At 49.8% G+C, this 24,329-nt stretch carries 17 protein-coding genes; 5 read left to right on the forward strand and 12 right to left on the reverse strand.

What is annotated here, in order from left to right; genetic code table 11:
- Positions 1-6: 6 nt before the first annotated feature.
- From FCL47_RS15105 to FCL47_RS15135, 7 genes are all read right to left on the reverse strand, one after another.
- Positions 7-1,047, reverse strand: a complete 1,041-nt coding sequence (locus FCL47_RS15105) for an ABC transporter permease (RefSeq protein ID WP_167496510.1) — start codon at positions 1,045-1,047, stop codon at positions 7-9.
- A gap of 97 nt (positions 1,048-1,144) precedes the next feature.
- Complete coding sequence (locus FCL47_RS15110) at positions 1,145-2,725, reverse strand: ABC transporter substrate-binding protein (RefSeq protein WP_136814347.1); 1,581 nt, start codon at positions 2,723-2,725, stop codon at positions 1,145-1,147.
- Positions 2,726-3,073: 348 nt separating this feature from the next.
- Positions 3,074-5,218 carry a PAS domain S-box protein gene (locus FCL47_RS15115; RefSeq protein ID WP_136814348.1) on the reverse strand — a complete coding sequence of 715 codons (2,145 nt, stop codon included), beginning with the start codon at positions 5,216-5,218 and terminating at the stop codon, positions 3,074-3,076.
- Positions 5,219-5,364: 146 nt separating this feature from the next.
- Positions 5,365-5,898 carry a DUF309 domain-containing protein gene (locus FCL47_RS15120; protein ID WP_167496511.1) on the reverse strand — a complete coding sequence of 178 codons (534 nt, stop codon included), beginning with the start codon at positions 5,896-5,898 and terminating at the stop codon, positions 5,365-5,367.
- A gap of 45 nt (positions 5,899-5,943) precedes the next feature.
- The gene (locus tag FCL47_RS15125; RefSeq protein ID WP_136814350.1) at positions 5,944-9,183 is read right to left on the reverse strand and encodes an efflux RND transporter permease subunit; all 3,240 of its coding nucleotides are present in this window, start codon (positions 9,181-9,183) and stop codon (positions 5,944-5,946) included.
- A 28-nt stretch (positions 9,184-9,211) separates the two neighbouring features.
- A complete protein-coding gene (locus tag FCL47_RS15130) occupies positions 9,212-10,252 on the reverse strand; it encodes an efflux RND transporter periplasmic adaptor subunit (RefSeq protein WP_136814351.1) in 1,041 nt (346 codons plus the stop codon).
- A gap of 19 nt (positions 10,253-10,271) precedes the next feature.
- The gene (locus FCL47_RS15135) at positions 10,272-11,618 is read right to left on the reverse strand and encodes a TolC family protein (RefSeq protein ID WP_136814352.1); all 1,347 of its coding nucleotides are present in this window, start codon (positions 11,616-11,618) and stop codon (positions 10,272-10,274) included.
- 230 nt (positions 11,619-11,848) lie between these two features.
- Here FCL47_RS15135 and FCL47_RS25345 point away from each other — a divergent pair, with 230 nt between their 5' ends.
- From FCL47_RS25345 to leuD, 3 genes are all read left to right on the forward strand, one after another.
- Positions 11,849-11,971: a hypothetical protein gene (locus tag FCL47_RS25345; protein ID WP_255580705.1), complete on the forward strand. Its 123-nt coding sequence runs from the start codon at positions 11,849-11,851 to the stop codon at positions 11,969-11,971.
- Between the two features lie 105 nt (positions 11,972-12,076).
- Positions 12,077-13,498: a 3-isopropylmalate dehydratase large subunit gene (gene leuC, locus FCL47_RS15140; protein ID WP_136814353.1), complete on the forward strand. Its 1,422-nt coding sequence runs from the start codon at positions 12,077-12,079 to the stop codon at positions 13,496-13,498.
- A 4-nt stretch (positions 13,499-13,502) separates the two neighbouring features.
- On the forward strand, positions 13,503-14,150 hold the full coding sequence (gene leuD / locus FCL47_RS15145) for a 3-isopropylmalate dehydratase small subunit (protein ID WP_136814354.1): 648 nt from the start codon (positions 13,503-13,505) through the stop codon (positions 14,148-14,150).
- On the opposite strand, the gene FCL47_RS15150 is transcribed toward leuD, so the two are convergent.
- The 3 genes from FCL47_RS15150 to FCL47_RS15160 form a co-directional block, all read right to left on the reverse strand.
- Positions 14,089-16,248 carry a PAS domain-containing hybrid sensor histidine kinase/response regulator gene (locus FCL47_RS15150; protein ID WP_136814355.1) on the reverse strand — a complete coding sequence of 720 codons (2,160 nt, stop codon included), beginning with the start codon at positions 16,246-16,248 and terminating at the stop codon, positions 14,089-14,091. The genes leuD and FCL47_RS15150 overlap by 62 nt on opposite strands.
- A gap of 452 nt (positions 16,249-16,700) precedes the next feature.
- The gene (gene glyA / locus FCL47_RS15155; RefSeq protein ID WP_136814356.1) at positions 16,701-17,951 is read right to left on the reverse strand and encodes a serine hydroxymethyltransferase; all 1,251 of its coding nucleotides are present in this window, start codon (positions 17,949-17,951) and stop codon (positions 16,701-16,703) included.
- 199 nt (positions 17,952-18,150) lie between these two features.
- Complete coding sequence (locus FCL47_RS15160; protein WP_136814357.1) at positions 18,151-18,972, reverse strand: glycerophosphodiester phosphodiesterase family protein; 822 nt, start codon at positions 18,970-18,972, stop codon at positions 18,151-18,153.
- 345 nt (positions 18,973-19,317) lie between these two features.
- Here FCL47_RS15160 and FCL47_RS15165 point away from each other — a divergent pair, with 345 nt between their 5' ends.
- Positions 19,318-20,913, forward strand: coding sequence for a serine hydrolase (locus FCL47_RS15165; protein WP_136814358.1), 1,596 nt, complete (start codon positions 19,318-19,320; stop codon positions 20,911-20,913).
- A gap of 185 nt (positions 20,914-21,098) precedes the next feature.
- Here FCL47_RS15165 and FCL47_RS15170 read toward each other — a convergent pair whose 3' ends face one another.
- Positions 21,099-21,956 carry a YitT family protein gene (locus FCL47_RS15170; protein WP_136814359.1) on the reverse strand — a complete coding sequence of 286 codons (858 nt, stop codon included), beginning with the start codon at positions 21,954-21,956 and terminating at the stop codon, positions 21,099-21,101.
- A gap of 376 nt (positions 21,957-22,332) precedes the next feature.
- Here FCL47_RS15170 and FCL47_RS15175 point away from each other — a divergent pair, with 376 nt between their 5' ends.
- A complete protein-coding gene (locus tag FCL47_RS15175) occupies positions 22,333-22,632 on the forward strand; it encodes an MTH1187 family thiamine-binding protein (protein ID WP_136814360.1) in 300 nt (99 codons plus the stop codon).
- A 57-nt stretch (positions 22,633-22,689) separates the two neighbouring features.
- Here FCL47_RS15175 and FCL47_RS15180 read toward each other — a convergent pair whose 3' ends face one another.
- Complete coding sequence (locus FCL47_RS15180; protein WP_136814361.1) at positions 22,690-23,916, reverse strand: sigma-70 family RNA polymerase sigma factor; 1,227 nt, start codon at positions 23,914-23,916, stop codon at positions 22,690-22,692.
- Positions 23,917-24,329 lie beyond the last annotated feature (413 nt).

Below are 24,329 nucleotides of genomic sequence, written 5' to 3' on the forward strand. Positions count from 1 at the left end.
ATACCGTCAGCGGGCCCGGGGATCAAGGACTTTGTACAGAAAATCCGAGAACAGGTTGACCCCTAAGAAAATGGTTCCAACGACGATCGTGCTGCCGAGTACCGAGTTCATGTCAGCATTCAGTAATGATTTGGTAAGATAAAGGCCGAGGCCGGGCCAGGCGAAAACCGTTTCTGTCAGCACCGATCCCTCGAGCAGGGTACCAAAGCTGAGCGCGACAACGGTGATAAGCGGTATCGCGCAATTGCCCAGAGCATGCCCCCAGATAACCCGCCATTCGGCGACTCCTTTAACGCGGGCAGTCAGAATATATTCCTGCCGCAATTGTTCGATCATAAACGATCGCGTCATCCGGGAAAGATAGGCCATGCTGTAATAGCCGAGCAGGGTTGCCGGCATGATAATGTGGGCCAGCGCGTTCCAGAAAATATCCCATTCCCGCGCGATGATGCAGTCTATCAGCATAATACCGGTAACCGGATCAACGATATCTTCGTAGAAGACATCAATTCGTCCCGGACCGGGCAGCAGGTCGAGCTTGGCATAAAAAACAATCAGTGCCAGCAGCCCCAGCCAGAAAATGGGCAGTGAATAGCCGAGAAGGCCGATAACGCGGGTAATATGATCAAGAAAACTGCCTCGTTTTACCGCGGAAAATACCCCCAAGGGGATGCCGACGAAAATGCCGATACATGTGGCGATAACGGCCAACTCGAGTGTTGCCGGGAAGACCCGCAGGATATCCTGCAGGACGGGTTTTGCGGTCAGCACCGAGGTGCCGAGATCGCCGTGCAGAACGCTGCCCATGTAGATGAAAAACTGTCGCCAGACCGGCAGGTCCAGGCCCATCGCCAGGCGTGCCTGCTGATAAACTTCAGGCGAGGCTTTATCGCCCACAACCGCCAGGACCGGGTCGATGGGAACCACTCTGCCGATCAGGAAGGTGATAAACAGCAGACCGAAAAAGGTGATGGCCACCATGATCAGGAGTCGCACCGTCTGGTGGGTAGCTTTTTTGACGCGTCTTATGGTAAACAACTGAAGCATTTATAGCGGATGATTAAAGAATAGTAAAATTGTCAACCTGGGAAAAATACCAAGGCCCGTCTGCCCCCAAAAGGCAGACAGGCCTTGATTATACAGCTTATTTGGTCGTGTACTGATAGAAGTTGCTGTCGTAGGCGGGGCCAAGCACAAAACCTTTGACATTGGCCCTGCTTGCCATGATTTCAATTTCCTGAAACATGATGACAAAGGGCGAGACCTGCTGGTGCTCACGTTGCAATTCCATGTACATCTGGGCGCGTTTGCCGGTATCTTTTTCCAGCAGGGCGGCATCGGTCTTTTTGGTCATCTCCGGGATATCCCAGGCATTTCTCCAGGCCAGCGGGTTGGCTTTGGCTCCGTCTGAATTGTCAGGGTTGCGGGCAAAGGTATCGGCATTGGTGTGCGGATCCATATAATCCGGTCCCCAGCGGCCGATATAGATGTCATGGGTTCGGGCACGATACTTGGTCAGTGTCTGTTTGCCTTCACCGGGAATAATTTCCAGCTTGATGCCGGCCTGGGCCAGCGTCGCCTGGATGGCAAGGGCCATGGAAGTCGTCGGTTCGTTGTTTCTGGTGTCCATGGTGACGGTGAAACCTTTCTCGAGGCCGACTTCTTTCAGCAGGGCTTTGGCTTTGGCAACATCCAGAGTAAAGGGTGTCTCAGCCGATGCGCCGAGGAAACCTTCCGGTAGGAAGGATTGATGGACAGTCGCTTTACCATTCAGGATGGTTTGTTCCATGCCTTTGTAATCTATCAGATATTTGAAGGCCTGACGTACCTGGGGAAGCCGCAGGTATTTATTTTTCTGGTTTAAACCCAGATACCAGATGGCGCCTTTGGCCCTGCTGCGGATTTTTATGTCAGCATTGCCTGCCACCCCTTTTATATCGTCGGGTCCAAGGTTTCGGGCGATATCTATATCGCCTTTTTCCAGGAGGAGCCGCTGGGTGGACGATTCAGTAATATGGCGAATAATCACCCGTTTCAGTTCCGATTTGTGGCCCCAGTATTTGGTATTGCTGTCAAGGATGAGGGTCTCGGAAGGTTTCCAGCTTTTGAGCTTGTAGGGGCCTGAACCGGCATAGGCGGTTTTGAGCCAGTTGTACCCCATATCGCCATCTTTTTCGTGGGCCATAACTTCTTTCATATCTACCACCGAACCCACAGTGGAGGTGAGGCAGTAGAGCAGGAAGGTCGGGGCGTACGCTTTGTCGATGACCAGTTTCACGGTGTTGTCGTCGACCTTGACAATGGTCTTGTCGATATTCTCGGGCGTGAAGCCGAATTGAGACAGGATGAAAGCCGGTGATTTGTTGAGCAGAATGACCCTTTTGAGGGAGAAGACCACATCCTCGGCACTCAATGTGTTGCCCGAGGCGAAGGTGATGCCGGGGCGTATCTTGAATACGAATGTCAGGCCATCGTCGGAGGTTGTCCAGCTTTCCGCCACCCCGCCGTAAATATCGCTGACCTTATCGACATCATAGTTGATCAGTCGATCATAGGTGTTGGCAGTATATTCGGCGCCGGAGAATTCAAAAATTTCCGCGGGGTCAAGAGAGATTATGTCATCAATCTTAAATGCCATCACCAGCGTGTCTTTGGGTGTTGCAGCCTCGGTAAACTGGGCTGTGAAACACATCAGGACAAAAGCACAAAACAACAGCTTTCTCATCTTTGCTTCTCCTCTTGTAATTGTTGATGGGTAAAACACTATCCAGTCGACGCATCATAGCCATATATGGTTTATATCTGATCTCCTCGCAATTACTATTTCAAGGAAGGCACGTAAAAGTTAGAGATATTGCTTGATTATTGTCAGAGGAGACAATTTATGAAGTCCAAACGATATGGTCAGGGAGAACAGCAGAAACAACAGCGATGACGTGGATAAATGGGGGAGGCGCTGTTGTTATTGAACCCGGAGATAAACAGATCTCTTGTAATATCGGTATATAGGTCGGAGCCCGGTTGTTTTTCTGTTTGCCTCGGGGGAGAATTTTTGCATTAGGTACTTTTTTACTCAGTCCAGTGTCTCTCTTATCTTCACCGACAGTTGAGAAATGCTGAACGGTTTTTGAATAAAACCATCACACCCTCGATTGAGAATTTCGCGAGCCTGACCATCAATACTGTAGCCGCTGGAGAGAAGTACCTTGCCCACTGGATGTATTTTTTTCAACCGGTCAAAAAGTTCACTGCCGCCCATTTGGGGCATTATCATATCAATAATACATAAATCAACACCATCCTGGTGGCGGCTGTATGTGTCAATCGCTTCCTGGCCGCTGGATGCGGTCAGTACCTTGTAACCGAGGACGGCGAGGATTTCCCGGCCGATGTCCAGTATCATCTGTTCGTCGTCAACCAGGAGAATAGTCTCGGAACCTTTTTCCATGGGCAGCGAAATCTTGCTTTCAGTGGGAACTTTTTTATCTGTTGCGGGCAAAAGAATGGTGAACATGGTTCCCTGATGCAGTTTGCTTTTGACGGATATCGTCCCGGCATGGTTGAGGATAATACCGTAGACCATTGCCAGGCCAAGGCCCGTGCCATGGCCTGGCGCCTTGGTGGAGAAGAAGGGGTCGAAAATCCTGTGCATCGTTTCTTTGTCCATACCTTCACCGGTATCCGCGATGGTCATTTCCACATAGTCTCCGGGAGAAATACCGTAAAGACGGGCGTCTGTATCCGTTACAACATACGGCCGGCTTGTTATGGAAATAATGCCTCCTTTGGGCATGGCCTGTCCGGCATTGACAAGCAGGTTGAGCAGCACCTGTTCAATTTGGTTGGCATCGACCTCGACCGGCCATAAATCCGTGTGCAGGGAGGGACAGATGGTGATCTCTTTTTTCGTTCTGCCAAACATATCGATGTTTTTTTCAATCAATGTATTCAGATCGACAGGGCGGACTTCATATTTTCCTCCCCTGGCAAAACCAAGCAGTCTTGTCGTTAAATTTGCCGCACTCTCCACGTATTGTTCAATGTGCTTGAGAGGGGAATAGTGTGGATGCGATGTCTGGAGATTGTTGAGCATAAGTGCTGTCCTGCCCTGAATACCCATGAGGAGGTTGTTGAAATCGTGGGCAATACCACCGGCGAGGGTGCCGAGGGATTCAAGTCGCTGTGATTGTTGCAGTTGTTCTTCCAGAGCTTTGCGCGATCTTTCAGCAGTCTTGCGTTCGGTTATGTTCCGGGCGATACCCCTGAATCCAGTAGGGGCGTTTTCTTCATCACGAATGGTTGAGACTACTGTCTCCACGTAAAGAGTGTTGCCTTCTTTGCGATGAAATTCGAGTTCCACCGCCTTCCCGGGTTGTTCTGAACTGAGAACTGCAGAAAACGCTTCATTAATCTTCCGTACCGTCGGTTTACTCATATACCCAACGGTATGCATACCAAGGAGCTCATCCTCGCTATAGCCTAGCATGGTGCACATTGCCTGGTTGACCAGGGTCAGGTTGCCACTCAGGTCTATTTCATAATAACCGTCTTCAATGCTGTCGATTATATTGCGGTATTTTTTTTCGCTTGCAACTATCGCCTGTTCGTGTCTTTTCCTTTCCAGGGCCAGGGCAACCTGATCAGATACAGAGTGGAGGACATTCAGGTCGATTTCATCAAAGTGATGCGGATCATCATAACTCTGAGTCGCCATCACGCCGATCACTTCGTCCTTGATCTGCAGTGGAACGCCGAGCCAGATCTTGGGAGTTGTGCCAATAATACGATTATCCGCGACCCGTTGCTGTAATTCCGCCTGGCGGAAGAAAACCGGTTTCTTGGCGAGAATGACCTCTCCTGTCAACGAATTTTCTTCGCTGAACTGATCCAGATAGAGCAGGTCGGTATCGAACTGATCTATAAAATAGGGAAAAGATATTCTGCGAACCTGTTTGTGGTAAATGGCAATAAAAAAATTGCGCAGATCGATAATCTCCCCGAGTATACGATGAATAGAGGAGTAAAGTTCATTGAGATCCTTGGTCGTATTGACGGCATTCGAGATGCGAAAAAGCGTGCGGGCTATCTGCTCGGCCCTTTTTCGTTCACCTATTTCTCGTGTCAGTTGTTGATTAACTTCGAGGAGTTGGGTCGTGCGTAGGTGGATCTGTCGTTCGAGATTGTCGAGATTTTCCTGAGAAATGTTCTTGTTGTACATCGTTAGTAGTTATGGGTGGTCATTGCTGTTCCTTGCTTTTCAACATCACGTCTTTTCAGCATACTGATTTGCTGTATCGATTGCAAGTTACAGTGAGATGGTGGCCCAAAACATATTTTGTACACTCTCCCTGTCTCGGGGACTGTTCACCTCTGCAATATGGGTGGCAAAGAATGCCGGTTTTTAAGGGCGGAGGTGAGATCCTCCACTTTGAAATAGACCTGCAGAATATCTTTATTGGCCTCAAGCACGGGAATAGCCTTCGCGGCAATCCTGTCGGCTGCGTCGGTGAAACCATATTCGTGCTTAATGTATACCCCGGCTGCACGGATCAAGGCCTGGAGGGTAAGCTTCATATTGCCTTGCGCTGTGTACCAGGCGTGTTCAAGCACCTCGTGCACTTCGAAGAAGAGCCCCAGGTTCCAGAGCACTACGCCCTGCTGGATCGGATCGGTCACCTTTTCCTGGATATGCTGGAGCGCCTGCTGGTAGCGGGCGTATCGATCTTCAACATACTCCCGATAATAATCCGCCAGAGGCTGTTGGCGGAATTCGGCAACACTCTGGGTCAGCTTGTCGGCGTTTCCGGTCTCCACCGCCACTGCCAGTCCTTCCGACAGCTCGTTACGGATATCTCTGCTCCGCCGGTCTTCAAATGGGTTGAAGAGTTTGTTATCCATAGTCATGTCCTTGACTCAGTTACGAGGGAAAGGGATAGAAAAACATCAGATATCATGCGCCACTGCAGGCAGATGCTGATGTCTTTTGATGATAAAGTACAGCACCGGCACTGCCATCCGGCTGATTAACAGAGAGGCTATTTCGCCAAACATCAGCGAGATGGCCAGGCCCTGGAAGATCGGGTCGGCGAGAATAACCGAGGCGCCGATGACCACCGCCAGCGCCGTAAGCAGCATCGGCCGAAAACGGATCGCTCCGGCGTCGACAACCGCCTTGGCCAGCGGTTCGCCCTGACTGATGCGCAGTTCGATAAAATCGACCAGAATAATCGAATTACGCACGACAATGCCGGCCCCGGCCATAAAGCCGATCATCGAGGTGGCGGAAAAAAACGCGCCGAAGCCCCAATGTGCCGGAAGGATGCCGATAAGCGAGAAGGGGATTGCTGCCATCACCGCCACCGGCGTAATATAACTTTTAAACCAGCCGACCATCAACATATATATGAGCACCATGACCACACAGAAGGCCAGGCCGAGGTCGCGGAACACCTCGAGAGTAATATGCCACTCCCCGTCCCATTTCATGGCCGGTTCGTTTTCCGAGAACGGCTGACTGAGGTTGTAGATCTGTACCTTCTGCTGCCTGCCGCCAAAATCACGACCATCGAGCTCTCCAAGTTTTTTATTCATCTGCAGGATCGCGTAGACAGGGCTTTCCACCACATCGGCCACATCGCCCACGACATAAATGACCGGCTTGAGGTTTTTACGATAAACAGGCTGTTCGACCTTCTGTTCGGAGACGGATACCAGCTCCCGCAGGGGCACCAGGGGGGAGGATGGGTTGCGCTCGGACCGCAGGGAAATGTTCAGGATCGATGCGACCCTGGCCCGATATTCCGGGGCCAGTTCCAGCACAATATCAATCGCCTCCTTGTCAGTCGGCTGGTGGTACAGATCAAGTGAATAGCCCTGTACGGCGATCTCAATGGCCCTGGTGATCTGCTTCTCGGTTATACCGTTTAACGCCGCTTTTTCTTTATCAACGGTAAAGACCTGGCGCCACCTGTCCGCTTCGCGATACCAGTCGATATCAACTACCCCGGTGGTTGTGGCAAAGATTTGTTTTACTTCCCCGGCCAGTTTTACCCGTGCTGCATCTGTGGGACCGTAGATCTCCGCGACAAGAGTCTGCAGTACCGGCGGTCCGGGCGGGACTTCCGCCACGGCAATAGAGGCCCCGAACCTGGCGGCAATCGCTGCAAGGGGAGGCCGGACCCTGGTGGCGATATCGTGGCTTTGCAGGGAGCGTTCGTGTTTGGGCAGGAGGTTGACCTGGATGTCCGCCACTGTCGGACCGCTGCGCATAAAGTAATGGCGGACCAGGCCGTTGAAATTATAGGGCGACGCGGTACCGACATAGATCTGGTAGTCGGTGACGGCCGGATCCTGCCTGATTGTTGCGGCCATCTCTTTTGCTACCCGTGCCGTCTGCTCAAGGGTAGAACCTTCCGGCATGTTGAGGATTACCTGGAATTCACTCTTATTGTCAAACGGCAGCATCTTCACCTTCACCAAGCCGAAATAGACCATGGAACAGGCGCCAAGGAGCAGGGCGATGATGGTAGCGAAAAAAAGTATGCGCCAGGCTGCATGGGACAGCAGCGGGTCCATGATCCTGTGGTAGATCCTGGTAAACCAGTCGTCCGGGGTTTCGCTCTCATGGACATGGCCCGCTGAAGAGCCTCTGTTTTTCAGAATATGAGTTGCGGCCCAGGGAGTGACGGTAAAAGCGATAATCAGGGAAAAGAGCATGGCCGCCGAAGAACCGATCGGGATGGGCCGCATATACGGACCCATTAATCCGCCGACAAAGGCCATGGGCAGGATCGCGGCAATGACCGCCCAGGTTGCCAGAATGGTCGGGTTGCCAACCTCGGCTACCGCCTCGATGGCAATAGTTGACCTGGATTTGCCCTTACTGCTGGGGAGGCGCAGATGACGTACGATGTTTTCCACGACGACGATCGCATCGTCGACCAGAATGCCGATGGAAAAGATCAGTGCAAAAAGAGTGATACGGTTCAGGGTATAGCCGTAGAGATAAAAAATCAGCAGGGTGAGGGCAAGCGTCGAGGGGATGGCCAGCATGACCACAATGGATTCTCGCCAGCCGAGAAAAAAGAGAATGAGCAGGGCGACACCAAAGACGGCAATACCCATATGCAGCAGCAGCTCGTTGGACTTGTCAGAGGCAGTCGCGCCGTAGTCACGGGTGACGCTTATTGCAAGATCGGCGGGAATGAGCCGCCCTTTGAGGCTGTCTACCTTGGCTAGTACATCCTGTACCACGGAAACTGCGTTGGCACCGGGGCGTTTGGCAATCGACAGGGTGACGGCCGCTTCCTGTCCCGTACTTTTTCTGTCCCCATACAGGACATAATCCACCGGCTCTTCTGGGCCATCGGTGATTTCAGCCACTTCGTGCAGGTACACCGGTCGACCGCCGTACACCCCGACGACAATGCGGCCAAATTCTTCGGCACTGTGCAGGAAAGTGCCGGTCTGCAGCAGGATTTGCCGATTCAGCGAGGTAAGGCTGCCGGAATAGGACTGGCTGTTGGCAGACTGGATTATCGGGGCGAGCTCGGTCACCGACAGGTTTCTCGACGCGAGCAGCAGCGGATCGAAGTGGATGGTCAAGACCCTTTTCGTACCGCCGATGATCTTTGTTTCCGCAACTGCATTGATATTTTTTATGGCGTCGTCAACCTGGGCGGCCATTCGCCGCAGCGTGTAATGATCATAGCCTTTTCCATGAAAAGTCAGAGCCATGATGGGCACATCGTCAATGGAATGCGGTTTGATTATCGGTTGCCCGACGCTGTGCGGTATCCGGTCGAAATTGGTGGCCAGTTTCTGATTCAGGCGAACGATTGCTGTTTCCAGGTTTTCACCGACATAAAAGCGGACCACCAGAAGGCTTTGGCCGGCCATGGAGGTCGAGTAGATGTATTCGACTCCGGGCAGTTCATAGAGCAGCTTTTCCATCGGAATGGACAGCCGTTCCTCAACTTCTGTCGGGGTGGCACCCGGCATGCTGACCAACACATCGATCATCGGTACCTTGATCTGCGGCTCTTCTTCTCTGGGTAGCAGGACGATAGCCAGAATGCCGAGAAGAAGAGAGGCAATGATGCCTAAGGGGGTCAGCTTGGAGTTGATAAAGGCTCGAGCCAGACCTCCGGCAAAACCTGTCGTGTGCTTAGAAGGCGAGTTCATGGGTATAGTATCCTGCTAGTTTACTCGTTTACCGGGCTTGGATAGTTACGGGTTGTCCCTCAAGGAGGGTCTGATTGCCTTCGGTTATAACCGTTTCATTTTCCGACAGACCACTCAGAATCTCGATATTACCATCACTTTTTGCTCCGGTACGCACAAGACGGAGTTGTGCCTTGTCATCATGCACGACGAAAACCCGTTCTATCTGGCCAATCGGTTGCACTGCGGAAACCGGAACAGTCAAGGTCTGGGCTTTTTCCATGGCCAGGGTGACCCTGGCAAACTGTCCCGAGCGAAGTCGCGGGTCAGGCGCGATATTCAGTTTAATCGGCGCTGATCTAGAGGAGGGATCGGCAATCGGCGACACTTCGGCAACAATACCTTCGACCTTCAGTTCGACTGACGGAATATACACAGACAACCGGTCATCTTTTTTTATGTGGAGGATCATCGCCTCGGGAATGTTTGTCAGCACCTGAAGATTGTTTTCCTGCTCTATATACAGCAGCGGTTTGCCCGGAGTTGCCAGATCGCCGATATTGGCAAGTTTTCTGGTAATAATCCCGGAAAAAGGCGCGACGATGCGCGAGTAATTGAGCATGGTTAATGATTCTTTGTATCCTGCCTCGGCGATTCTGGCAATGTCACGCAGGGATTTGACCGTTTCCCGGGTCGCCGCATTTTTCTTTAACAGGTTCTCTTCCCTGGTAAGATTGCGCCTGGCCTGTTCGAGCTGAGCCTTGGCCTGCTGGACCTGGGCGGAGACTTCTCCTGCGCTGAGCTCGACCAGAAGTTCACCCTGTTTTACCTTCGAGCCAAGATCGACCGGAAGCGTGATAATGTTGCCGGTCATTTTAGACGAGATCTCAGCCCGTTCAACTGCCTGTATTGTGCCGACCACTTCGACCTGATCCCCGGCCACTCTTTTTACCACTTGAGCAACAGAGACCTCGACTGCCGGCAAAGCCTGCGAGGGGGTATCGGCCTGCATGCCAGCCTTGTCACATGCCGGTAAAAAAGCGATCAGGGCCACCATAAAGAGCATGCAACCCCATTGATTAAGTTTCATTGGCAAATCTCCTTTCCCCTTAGCTTCTGGAAAATTGTTCAAGTCCGGCAGCTCGGCGCAGGTTGGCAATGGCGACCAGGTAGCTGGCTTTCGCTGTCAGATGTCTGGCTTGTGCGTCGGAGAGGCGCATTTCAAAATCGATCAGGTCGGAGGCGAGAATGACTCCTTCCGTAAAGCGGGCCCGGCTGAGTCTCGCCGCTTCCGTGGCCACTCCAACCATTTTTTCGGTAACATTCAGTCTTTTCCGGGCATCTTCATAGTCAAGTCTGGCTCGTTGCACGTCAAGATTAAGGGCAAGTTCGGTTTTTTCTCGGAGACTCCTGATCTCCTGGAGTTTCAGCTGGGCCCTGACTATTTCCGAGGAACTTTTCCGGCCGTCAAAAAGGGTGTAGTTCATCTTGACCCCGGCCATCCATGAATTGCCCCCTTCATCAAGTACCCAACCGTTATCTACCTGGTAGCTGGCGAAGGCGTCTATTGACGGCAGCTTGCCACCCTGGGCTTTTTTGAGCTCGGCGATCGCTCCCTGTTCCATGGCATCAAGCCGTTTGATGGCCGGGTGGTTCTGATAATCAACGGATTCAGGCAGTATCTGCTGTGGCCCGCCTTCAGGGTCGAGGTTCACTGCACCTTCTCGAAGCCCGAGCAGGTTGAGGAAAATTCTTTTGGTGAGTTCCAGGCTGTGCCTACTGCGGATGAGGTCTTCATCGGCACGTGATTGCTGCAGTTCCAGGTTGAGCAGGTCTTGTTTCAACAAATCTCCTGCGTCGTACCTGGCTTGACCGACATGCAGCGCCGCGCTGATCGAGGCAAGCGCTTCTTGCCGGACATTCACCATTTCTTCGGCCTGAGCAATGGCCTGAAATGTTTTAACCACTTCAAAGCCAAGCTGCTGGTGTACAGCGGTAATATCGGTTTGAGTAATGTGTATATACGCCTGTGCCGCAGCCTGGTCGGCACGGTCTCTGCCGCCATTATACAGTCGGTAATTAATCTGGGCCTTGAGCTGGAGATTGTCTGTTCTACCGGGATCGTTGAAATCGATGCTGTTATCGAAAGCACCCTGGTTGAGGATATTGCCGAAAGAATACATGGGATTGTTGGTCTGACCGTATTCGGTGGAAAAGTTGACCAGGGGATAGTCTGAGGCACTGGCCATGGTGGCTGCTGCCATTGCCTGCTCCATACGTTTACGGGCGATCATGCTGTCCGGGCTTCCGGCGATGGCAAAGGCGACTGCCTGCTGTGCTGTCCATACCCGGGGAATCTGAAGCCCGGAAGGGCTGGTTTCAGCGGCAGGAACATTGCTGCAGTTCAGCCAGCCTGTGAAGAGTCCGAGAATGGCAAAAAACAGATATCTTTTCATTTAGTTATCCGGTATGTACGAATAGTCAGGGATGTTGGTGTTAAAGTATTTAATCAAATGATTAATTACACTAAAACCTTCCCTCTCTTTTGTCAAAGAAAAAAATGCTGGTTTGCTCTGTTAACTTTTCCGCCTTCAACTGTTTGATTTTGTTTATAGAGACCAGGAAATGTGTATATGCACTGCTTTGGAATCTATCTTGTATTGGCTGTCGGGTCAAGAGAATAAAGATGTTAGGGGGGCTGGGTCAAAAAGCAGATAATACGTTGTGGGCGATTGATGAAAGCATGCCTGCTGGCCCGGATATTGAATTCCTGCCGTTCGTGAATACAGTTGCTGATGAAAACAAGTAACCGTTTACAGTTCTGCGCCTCTGTAGACTTGTTTTTTACCCGCATGTTTGGTTGCAGGAATATCGCGGCATGGCGGATGTATCATCCCATGATGGAGGAAAATTGATGGCAGGAAAAACCCTTTATGACAAATTATGGCAGTCTCATACGGTTGAAGACCGGGAGGACGGGACAACACTTCTCTATATAGATCGGCACTTACTGCACGAGGTGACCTCCCCCCAGGCCTTCGAAGGATTAAAACTTGCAGGCAGAAAACTCTGGCGACCGGGCGCAAATCTTGCCACGCCCGACCACAATGTTCCGACGCTTGCCACCGAACGAAAAAGTGGCATTGCCGGCATTATCGATCCATTTTCGCGACTGCAGGTAGAAATATTGAACTTGAACTGCCAGGAACAGAAAATTGTGGAATTTGGCATGATGGATAAGCGCCAGGGGATTGTCCACGTGGTTGGTCCGGAACAGGGACTGACCCAGCCGGGCATGACGATCGTCTGCGGTGACTCCCATACCTCCACCCACGGTGCCCTTGGCGCACTGGCCCAGGGGATCGGCACCTCGGAGGTTGAGCATGTCCTCTCCACCCAGTGCCTGATCCAGAAAAAGATGAAAAATATGCTGGTGCAGATAGACGGGGCACTCGCTCCGGGAGTAACCGCCAAGGATCTTATTCTCTATGTGATCGGTAGGATAGGCACGGCCGGCGGAACGGGACATACCATTGAGTTTGGTGGATCGGCAATACGCTCATTGTCCATTGCCGGTCGGATGACAGTCTGTAACATGGCGATTGAGGCCGGAGCCCGGGCCGGCCTGGTGGCGGTTGATGAGAAAACGATCGACTATCTGCGGGGCCGCCCATTTTCACCAACAGGTGCGATGTGGCAGCAGGCGGAAAAATATTGGCTGTCACTGAAATCCGACAGCGATGCAGTCTTTGATAAGGTGGTGACAATCGATGCAGCGGCCATTGAGCCACAGGTCAGCTGGGGCACCTCGCCGGAGATGGTTGTTGGCATAACCGGTCGAGTGCCGACAATGCAGAGTGTCAACAGCGACACGGCCCGCGAGTCGTTGGCTCTGGCGTTGAAATACATGGGCCTGAGAGAAGGGCAGCCTGTTTCTGAAATCATGCTTGACAGGGTTTTCATCGGCTCCTGCACCAACTCGCGCATTGAAGACCTGCGGGCGGCAGCAGCGGTTGTGCAGGGCAAAAAAGTGGCCGGATCCATCAAACAGGCCCTGGTTGTGCCCGGTTCGGGTTTGGTTAAGGAGCAGGCGGAGCAGGAAGGTCTGGATAAAATATTCGTCGATGCCGGTTTTGAATGGCGGGAACCGGGGTGCTCCATGTGTCTGGCGATGAACAGTGACAAGCTGGGCGAGGGGGAACATTGTGCCTCGACATCGAACAGAAATTTTGAGGGCAGGCAGGGGTTTGGCGGACGTACGCATCTGGTCAGCCCGGTGATGGCGGCGGCTGCGGCAATCGCCGGACATTTTGTCGATATTCGTCAGTGGAGTTAATATAATGCAATCATTTACCATACATACCGGAATTGTCGCACCGCTGGACAGGGCCAACGTTGATACCGATCTTATAATCCCTAAACAGTTTCTCAAATCGGTAAAAAGAACCGGCTTTGGCCCAAATCTGTTTGATCAGCTCAGGTATCTGGATGAAGGGCAGCCGGGGATGGAGCATGGTTCTCGGCCGATAAATCCCGATTTCGTGCTGAACAAGGAACAATATCGTACGGCGTCAGTCCTTCTCGCCAGGGAGAATTTCGGCTGCGGCTCCAGCAGGGAACATGCTCCCTGGGCCCTGTTGGACTATGGCTTTCGGGTTTTGCTTGCGCCAAGCTTCGCCGATATCTTTTATAACAACTGTTTCAAAAATGGAATTCTGCCGATTGTACTGGCAGAAGATATCATCGATTCCCTGTTCTTGGCAACACAACACGGCAAAGCCTACCAAGTGACCGTTGATCTGGCACAGCAGCAGATTCTCCTGCCGACAGGAGCACACCTGACGTTCGATCTTGATATGTTTCGTAAGGAGTGTCTGTTGCAAGGGCTCGATGATATCGCCCTGACTCTGGAGAAAGCAGCTCTAATTACCGCCTATGAAGAGCAGCGTCGAGAGGCGTGTCCATGGTTGTTTGCCGATCTCTTATGATCGGTGGCACGGGTCTGGCTATATCGGCTGTCAGGGATTTCAGGCCTTTTTCCAAAGCTTTAATGTCAACCGGTTTGGCCAGGTAGCTGTTCATTCCCGCTTCCAGGCATTTTTCCTTATCCCCGGCCATCGCATAAGCCGTGAGGGCGATAATCGGTATATTGCGAACATGGCGGTACTGTTGTGCACTGCGGATTATTTTTGTGGTTTCCAGGCCATCCAGCTCCGGCATCTGTACATCCATCAGGATAATGTCGAAATGGTTTGTTTTCAGCAGTTCGAGGGCTGAGTACCCGTCGCCTGCGATTGTCGCCCTGTGGCCCAGCTTGGTGAGAATTGCCTGCAGGATCTGTTGGTTGATCTGTTCATCTTCGACAATCAGGGTGGCCAGACGACGATATGGGCTGGTCAGAATGGGGGTTGGCTGCACTGGTAACGGTGTCGGCTGGTTTTCGCCTATACCGACCACGACAGTAAAGGTGACCGTTGTTCCCTGAGCTTTGTTTCTTTTGAGCTGCACCGAGCCTTCCATCCGGGTGACCAGCTGTTTGACGATACTGAGACCAAGGCCGGTCCCTTTGACTTTCTTCTGCCTTGGTGATTCTATCTGGGTGAAAGGTTCGAACAGTTCATCGCCTGCATCTTCGGGGATGCCGATGCCCGTGTCGGCGATAGTGCATTCCAGCAATATCCGGTTATTGCCCCTTTCTTCCAGTGCTTTGATCTCGATCTGAATTTCTCCCTGTTCGGTGAATTTTACCGCATTTCCCACCAGATTATAGAGAATTTGTCGCAGCCGCACATGGTCAGCCACGAGAGTGCAGGGCACATTCGGCGCAATCGAGCACGACAGACTGACTTTCTGTGGGTTGACAGCGGTCTTAAACGAAATGAGCAAGGGTTTGACAATGTCTCTGATCTGGAACTCTTCAGGGGTTATTTGCAATTTGCCCGCCTCTATTTTCGCGTAGTCAAGGATATCGTTGATAATGGTCAGCAGGCTTTCTCCGGATGCCATTGCCGTTTCAACATATTCCTGCTGTTCGTCGTCAAGCGGGGTCATGGTCATCAGTTGCAGCATGCCCAGAACACCGTTCATCGGAGTTCTGACCTCGTGACTCATATTGGCCAGAAACTCCGACTTGGCAATATTCGCCGCGAAGGCCTGTTCTTTTGCCGCCTCCAGCTCCATCATTATTTTCTTTCTTGAGGAAATATCCCGGGTAACGCCAATGATACCGGTGAAGTGTTTTGAACTGTCGGGAAGCGGAGAAACGATACTTTCGACCCATATCGTATCCCCGTTGGCTGTTTTCATCTCAGATTCCCAATGCAGGGATCTGTCTCGCAGCAGAACGAGCAACTGAAAGTGATTTTTCGTGAAAGGCGATGAAGAAATGATATCCCGATGGATTGTTGTAATAGCTTTTTTTTGTTCAAAACCGGTAAGATGCCTAAAGGAAGGGCTGACATGCCGAGGGATGAGCTGGGAGTCGGTGGTCCAGATAACATCATGGACATTATCCGCCAGCAGTCGATACAGGTGTTCACTCTTTCGCAGTGCCTCTTCCGCGTATTGTCTTTCGGTAATGTCCCTGGCAATGGCCATATATATATCTTTCCCATTAATGGTCAGCCGGAGGGCGCTGACTTCGACCGGGAGTTTCGTGCCATCTTTTTTGATATATGTTGTCTGGTAGGTGGCGTTGCCTTCTTTAGCGAATTGTGCTTCTAATCGAATGTTGCCCAGAAATTTATCATCGAGGCTGATATCAAAGGGGGTCTTTTGCAGTAATTCTTTGCGGGTATAACCGAGTCGCTTGCAGGCAACGTTGTTCACATCGGAAAAGTATCCGTAATCAGGACTGTTTCGATCAAGAGAAATAACAAACATCGCATCATTGGCATAGTTGAAAAGTTTGCGATATTTATTTCGGCTCTGCTCGAGTTGCTCTTTTTGTTCTCCGCAACGAGACAGGTCGGCGACGCTGGTCAACATGGAGCCAATCTGCCCGTCGATAATTTCTTCGAGCTCGGCGATACGTTTTTGCGCCTGCCGGAGTTCAGATTGGAGTTCAGCAATGCGTTGTGAGGACATGATCAGCGACACTCTTCATGTTGAGGCGGATATGAATGATTGCTAAAATGTACCGGTTAAGAACGTTAGTGACTTAGAAATAATTTTCTTGTGTTTTTTACAAGAAAATTATTTCGTGAAGGAACTTACACCCCTCGAGGGGGTACTGAACTGAGTCCCGCAAATCTTTTGGGCGGGATTATTGAAACATGCCACCAAGGAACTTATACCCGTCAAGCGAGTACTGAAAAAAGTACCCGTCAAGCGAGTATTAAAAATAATCCAGCAAAGCTTTTGGCGGGCTTAGATGATGGTACCGTATTTCTCCGTCGAGAGTCAAATCGAAAAAGAAATTGGAGCTGTGAGGGGAGTTGCAGGCCGAAGAGCAATATCATGCTCGTCGTATAAGAAAATGCCTTTCCCCTCGAAGTGGCTGGAGGTCGCGTGTTATTGGAATACAGTTTTACGCTTGATCAAAAGAGATGTTCAAGGCCGGGAGCTGGAAAATGACTGCAGAGATCCTTCACTTCCTGGGCTGTATTGGTCAGGAGAGTCTCATCTTCCGGGTTGGCAATTATCCTTTCAATGAGGGCACTCACCTGAACCATCTCCTTCTCCTTGAATCCACGTGAGGTAACCGCCGGGGTCCCTATGCGAATACCGCTGGGATCGAATGGTTTACGCTTGTCAAAAGGAACAGCATTGTAGTTGAGGACGATCCCCGCTTTGTCCAGCGCCTTGGCGGCAACTTTTCCGGATATTTTCTTGTTCGTGAGATCGACCAGCATGAGGTGATTATCCGTGCCGTTGGTGATCAGGGTAAAGCCTTTGGCCATGAGCGATTCCGCCAGGACTTTAGCATTCTTCACCACCTGGGCTGCATATTCCTTAAAGGAATCGGAGGCCGCCTCTTTTAAGGCGACAGCGATGGCTGCCGTGGTATTATCGTGCGGCCCGCCCTGAACCCCTGGGAAGACAGCTTTGTCAATTGCCTGGGCATGCTGAGCCTTACAGAGGATCATTGCGCCTCTTGGACCCCTCAGCGATTTATGGGTCGTTGTCGTGACCACATCGGCATAAGGGACTGGTGACGGGTGGACACCCCCGGCAACAAGACCTGAAAAATGGGCCATGTCCACCATGAGAAGAGCGTTTGCTTCGTCGGCAATTTCCCTGAATCTTTGAAAATCAAGTATTCGTGGATAGGCGGAATGACCGGCGATTATAATTTTTGGTCGTACGGCCAAGGCCTTCAGGCGGATGGTGTCGTAATTGATAAGTCCGGTTGCAGGATCGAGTTCGTAGGATTGTGCATTAAAGTAACGCCCGGAAATGCTCACTTTCGCACCGTGGGTGAGATGACCGCCGTGGGGCAGGGCCATACCGAGGATTGTGTCTCCAGGGTTAAGGAAGGCAAGGTAGGTGGCAATATTTGCCGGCGACCCTGAGTAGGGCTGGACGTTTACATGCTCTGCGCCGAATAAGTCCATGGCTCGCTTGATTGCCAGCTGTTCGACTTGATCTATGATCTGCTGCCCTTCATAATAGCGTTTTCCGGCATACCCTTCGGAATATTTATTGGTGAGTATAGACCCGGTAGCTTCAAGGATAGACTGAGAGACATAATTTTCTGATGCTATCAATCGAATCTTATCGGCCTGACGTCTTTCTTCCTGTTTTATCAGACTATAGATTTCAGGATCGAGGGTTTTCACGCTTTCCATTTTTTCTCCTTGCGGCTCTTATGCCATTAAGCCAGTACATATCGTAATTGCTGGGAGCAGTTGTGCATCCTGGCATCAGTGAGGCAACAACTATAATAAAATCAAAGGAAATTGAACAGAAGAAAGTGTTCCAGGGAGAAAAAGAAGATAGCGGTTTCCAAAGGGTTGCCGGATGAATGGAATGGGGCCGAACTTCGATTTATGGCAGTGCTGGAAAATCAGTGAATACGGCGGTCGCCCCCATGGAAAAAAGTTCTTGCTGTCGTTTTGTGGAATTGATGGTATAGACGTTGACTCCAAACCCGGCGGCGCGGAGTTTTTTGATGAGTGGCGCATCTGTGATATCGTCGGCAGGATGGTAGGCAGCGACCCCCAGTGATTTCAGATATTCGACAAGGTGTCTCGGGTGAGAGCGATGCTGGAGTGCTGCGGTCGATATCGCTGGAGCACAATCTTTTGCTATGACAAGGTAATCGTGATTGAAGGAAGAAATAAGGACTCTGGAAATCGAGTTTGTTCTGCCTATCACATCGAGCACATATTCTGTTACCTGACTATTTTGTTTTTTGCCGCGATGGTCTTTGATTTCAACATTTATTGGTATCTTACGTAATGCAGGATGACGCAGAACTTCCTCAAGGGTCATCACCGTCTGGGGCATCTCTTTTACTAGCTGTACCTGAGATGTTTCTGCTCGCTGCAGAGTGCCAAATGGATCCGTTGTGAGGAACCACGAGCCAATATCAAGTGTTTTCAGTTGACTGAGTGTCCAGTCGCAGACATTCAGGGATTGCAGGCCCAACTGCCGGCATTGTTCCTTTGCATTGCTTGTTCTGTCCAGAGTCGGATCATGGAAGACCACGGGGACAAAGTCTTTGCTCATCTGGATGTCTAATTCGATGAAATGACAGCGACCGACACTTGCCTTGAATGCAGATAAAGTATTTTCGGGATGATGCGCCCGGAAACCTCTGTGGGCGGCAATGAGACTGGATGTTTGGAAATTGTCAAAGAAAGTCATGGCCAGTAGAGTATTGATTGATTTTGCATGATCCGTCGCTGTTAAGGCGGCGTGTTGGCGATGAGGAGCAGGTATCGCTCTTTGCAGGAGTTGTCCATTGTTCTAGTATAGGACGCATAACACATTGTTGCAACATTTATGGTGTGCTTTTGCCGGAAAGTGCCACGTCCGAGTCTATTCAAGGAAAAAAGGACAATATTTTACAAAAAATGATGTATTTTGCACTTGTTATGTCAAGTCTGCCTTGCAATTTCAATCTAAGCTGAGTTACAATTGAGTTTCTAGAGTAAATTGACGGCAGACGTTCAAAATTAATTTTCAAGCAAGCTAGGTACCGATTACGTTATGAAGTTTACAGACGCCCCCTATTTTCGATTTCCGATCATACTTTTCCTTCTTCTGGTTGTTATTGCGACTGGTAGTATGCACACTGAGGCATTGGCTGCCAAAAAGGATAAGTACGATATTATTTATCTCTTGACCAAGGATCTGGAGAGGGCGCTTGATTATAAAGCTGAGTTGGAGACGGTGTTTGATGAAAAGGTCGTTAAAAAACTTAAAGTAGTCGGACGGGGAGATGAGTATGCATTGATCTATGACGGCAATGATTCTGCCAGTACCGTCGCCCATACACTCATTAAACACGCAGAGCTGTTAAATAAAGCCGGTTTCGATGAGCCGTATGCCACAAAGGAACAGAATTTTTACAGTCTTTACAACGTCTCCTATGGAATGGGTCGGAATGAGGAGCCGCTGAAAAAGAAATACCAGCAGATTTATGGTTGTCTGGGGGAAGAGGTGAAAAACAATCTTTTCATTGAAAAGACTGACTATGGGAATTATGCCCTCATTTATCGATACCGGGGAGATAAGACATCGACCACGGCTATCGCGAAAAAACATGCCAGAATATTGCAGGCAAAGAAGATAAAAACGTCTCTTACCCCTGAAAATAACAATGAAGTGGTCTACGGCGAATCCAGCCTGATTAATGATGTCGGCTCGGGTAAACCGCTTGTCTGTACCATTCCGGCGGTTGATACCAAAAAATCTCTTTCGGAGAAGCCGCTTCCGGAGAAGTCACTTCCAGAGAAAATTGTTGCTACCCCTAAGGTAGTAAAAGATGTTCCCTCGCGGAGACTGGGAATGGTTTCCGCGAATTTTTCAAAATTTGAGCAATCTATCGAGCAATATATCGATACCCTGCGAAAAGAAGGGCGGATTTCCAGCGATGAATCCACCGGGTGGATGGTCTATGACCTCGAAAAGAATGAAAGTGTCATTGATATTAACGCCGATCAGGAATTTCAGGCCGCGAGTATGATAAAACCGTTTGTCGCGCTGGCGTATTTTCATCAGGTTAATGCCGGAAAATTAAAGTATACTTCCACGAGCCGGCAAAAACTGGAAGCCATGATCCAAAGAAGTAATAATGCGGCGACCAACTGGGTGATGCGACAGGTCGGTGGACCGGCAAAATGCGATGCCATCCTGAAACAGTACTATGGTAAAATTTTTAAGAAGGCGGAAATAAAAGAATATATCCCGGCTGGCGGGCGTACGTACCTCAACAGTGCCCCCCCTTCCGATTACGTTCGCTTTTTAATAGCACTCTGGAATGAGAATCTCCCGCAGGGAAAGGAAATTCGTCGCCTGATGGCCCTGCCGGGACGTGATCGCCTGTATCATGGTACAACCATTCCCAAAGGCACACTGGTGTATAACAAGACCGGGTCCACTGCCCATCTCATTGGCGATATGGGGATTCTCGTGCCAAGAACAACGAAAGGCGGACAATTTCCTTATGCCATTGTCGGTATTATCGAAAGGCGTTCCAAAGCACCGAATTATGGACAATGGGCACACTCCCGCAGCCGGGTTATTCGTGAGGTATCGACTTTGGTCTATGAAGAATTGAAAAAGGAGCACCATCTGCGGTGAGATAGTGATGGGGGGCTTTTTTCAGTACGCGCTTGACGGGTATTCTTTACAATCCCCCCTTGAGGGGGATAAGTTCCTTCACGAAATAATTAACAACACTAACCCCGCCCAAAAGAGTTGCGGGGTAAGTTCCTTCACGAAATAATTTTCTTGTAAAAAGACACAAGAAAATTATTTCTAAGTCACTAATACATCTTTCGTTTCCCAAAATTAGATCCAATAACATTGAAACTGTTCTCAACGATGAATAGGGCATCCGGATCTATATCAAACACAATTTCCTCGATACGTTTCAGCTGAAGATTGTTCGTTATTGTCATTAACATCTGTTTTTGTCGACCCGAATAAGCTCCTCTTGCCTCAATTAAGGTGACTCCCTGATGCATCTCATGGGTGATCTTGTCGACAATTTTGCTGTAGTTTTCACTCAGGATATAGACGATTTTTCTCTGGTTGAACAAGGAAAGTACATGGTCCAGGGTAATTGAGGAAATAAAGGTCAGGATAATCGAAGCGATAACAATATCCGGCTGGTACTGGCTGAAAACGAAGCTGAAGAGGGCGACATTGTACAGCATGAAGAACTTGCCGACGCCGAAATTGAATTTTTGATTCAATATGATGGCAACAATATCCAACCCACCTCCCGACCCCCTTGATCGGAGGTTGATACCTGCGCCGACGCCGCATATTGCGCCTCCGGCTATTGCTGCATACAGTTGATTTTGAATGGCAAAATTCAAGGTAAAGAATTCTGCAAAAAATGTCAGAGAGCATACTCCGTAGAGGCTGTAGAAAAAGAAACGTCGACTCAAAAAAATCCAGCCGGCTATGAGTAAGGGAATGTTCAGGAGAAAATACCAGATAGCAGGGGAGAGAAGGTTAGTTTTATAATAGATGAGGAGAGCCGTCCCATAAATTCCGCCGATAATGAATTTATGATGCACCAGGATAGCCTCGGCTCCTATCGCATAAACTATTGAACCCAGGGTTAACAGGATGAGGTCCCAGAAGATGGCAAGGGCGGGATTTTTTGAATTCATGGTGTTGCCTTGAGCTGATGAGGATCTGATAGGACTTTGCACATTTTTTGTCCCGCTATAGTTACAGCCGTACCCCTAAGTGTCAAGCCGTTCTTGGCGGAAGTGATGATTTTTAAAAAGATGTCGCTATATTATACTTGAGTGAAGCAAAAACAGGTACGATCGAAGGTCAACACCGATACACTCGAAAAAAACACATATTTAGGATGGATGCATATAAAGCTTCATATGCGCTTATCGGAGGTGCCCTTTTGGGGACCAGGCTTGCCAAATCCTCATCATTGCAATGTACATGAGTACTCAGTAAAGATAAGGACTTGGTCGTAAACAGGGAGATGAGGAGTTTTACTTCAGTCATCACTTTTAGGAGGGAATAATGAAAGTCATTATGGACGTATGCGTAATACCTATGGGCGTAGGGGTCTCAGTGTCGGCTTATGTGGTGGAGTGTCACAAAATTCTAAAAGAGGCCGGCTTAAGAACGCAGTTACATGCCTACGGGACCAATGTCGAGGGCGATTGGGATGAGGTTATGGCGGCGGTAAAAACTTGTCATGAAAAAGTGCATGCCATGGGGGCACCACGCATCACAACCACGCTGAAACTGGGTACCAGAACAGATCGGTCCCAGACGATGGAAGATAAAGTTTCCAGTGTACTCAACAAGATGGCGTAACAATCCTGCCCAACAATCTGCTTTCCGGCTGTAGCCCCGCATTGCCCAAATCTGGATTTAAACGGACTGGAGATGCTGGTGCAGCTTTTTTAAAGCGGCCTGTTCGAGTTGATAGATGCTTCCTCTCGTGACCCCATATACTTTACTGATGGCAATAACTGATTGTTCCTGGTCCTGATATGGAGGAAAACCATATTTACGCTTAATGATGTCACTGCATTTATCTGACAAAAGGTGATCAATGGCCTGCAGTAATATCGCACGGAGTTCCCGGGATTCGAGATCTGTGGCAAGTGATAAGTCATCCGAGGCAGCAGCGTGAGAAGAGAGAGAGGCATATCCGGACGCCAGAAGATCCCCGGTCGTTGTTGCACTTTCAATTCGCGTCAGAAATTTGTTGAAATTTTCTGTCTCTGAATTTTTCGCTGCTTTGCTGAATTGTTCTACGGTGTGGGTGGAGATTCTGATAAGGCGACCATCCAATGATTGGCGTTGGATTTCTTTAAATACCCAGTTCGCGGCATAGGTGGAAAAACGAATACCAGATGATGGATGATACCGATAGGCAGCCCTGGCGATACCAAAACTGCCAATCTGAATTGCATCGTCGAATGAGACTGACTCTTTGTAGATAGCATTGATCCGGGTGGCGAGTTTTTTTACCAGACCAGTCGTCAAAAGGATGTAAATATTTCTGATTGTATTGAGCTTTTCGACAACAGCGTGCAACTCGACATAGGGTTGTTCCTGTAGATCCTTGTCGGTGGCTTGACTGAGAATACGATTCCAGACCCGTGCAAGAATGAGGTGCTGAAAGGTGTTGGCCAGACAAAGCGAGGATGTGGACGGGGGAGTGCTGAAGAGGTGCAGTGCCTGCTGCCGTTCATCCGAAGAAGATACTGAGTGGGGAGTGCCAAAAAATATTTTCCTGTTTTTAAACAAATAAATATTCTGGATGATTGTCAATGCAGCCTGTCTGAATTTACCCGATTTGAAAACCAGTTCAGTGAAGCGATGACGGAGGAGAAGCATTTCTGTCGCCAGTTCCTTTTCGTCGGCAACGGTCAGGTGGCGACAACTGTTGGACGAAGCTTCAGGGACCGACGGTAGCCCGCTTTCCTGTTGCAGTACTTTCTGTTGCAGAGTCGGATTGAGTGAGAGTTCCCGTACCCGGGTAGCAAAGGGGACGCTTGATGGGGTCGCCGCAAGGAGATCAATGACCTCCAGTGGGGCTTTGGAAGCAGTGCTTGTTTTCGGGTGATAGTATGTTGCAGGTAGAGCCAATTTGTGAGCCTTTTCTAAAATGAATGTATTTTAAAAAGGATATCACAAATTGTTTTGAATATTAAAGAATTTTAGGATTATTCCAGATTCAACTGCGGCGCAAAAGCCCACCTTGCGCCAGGGATATGACAACGGACTGCACTAGAGGATTTCTATTACAGCTCTTTCAAGCTAACTTTCACAGTAATAAATGCAGTGCAGACCTCAATATCATCTGTTTCTTTTAAAAAGAGCAGCGAAGACACAGGGCAGAGTAGTGCTGAAAAGTCTATGAGAAACTGAAGTACATGAAACGACAAAAGCCCCGGCAGGAATCTGCTGGGGCTTTTGCTTTATAAAAAACGGCGATGACCTACTCTCCCACACAGTCGCCCGTGCAGTACCATCGGCGCTAAAGAGCTTAACTTCCGTGT

Origin of the sequence: Desulfopila sp. IMCC35006 (genome assembly GCF_005116645.1) — a bacterium.
In the GTDB taxonomy this organism is placed as follows: Bacteria; Desulfobacterota; Desulfobulbia; order Desulfobulbales; family Desulfocapsaceae; genus Desulforhopalus_A.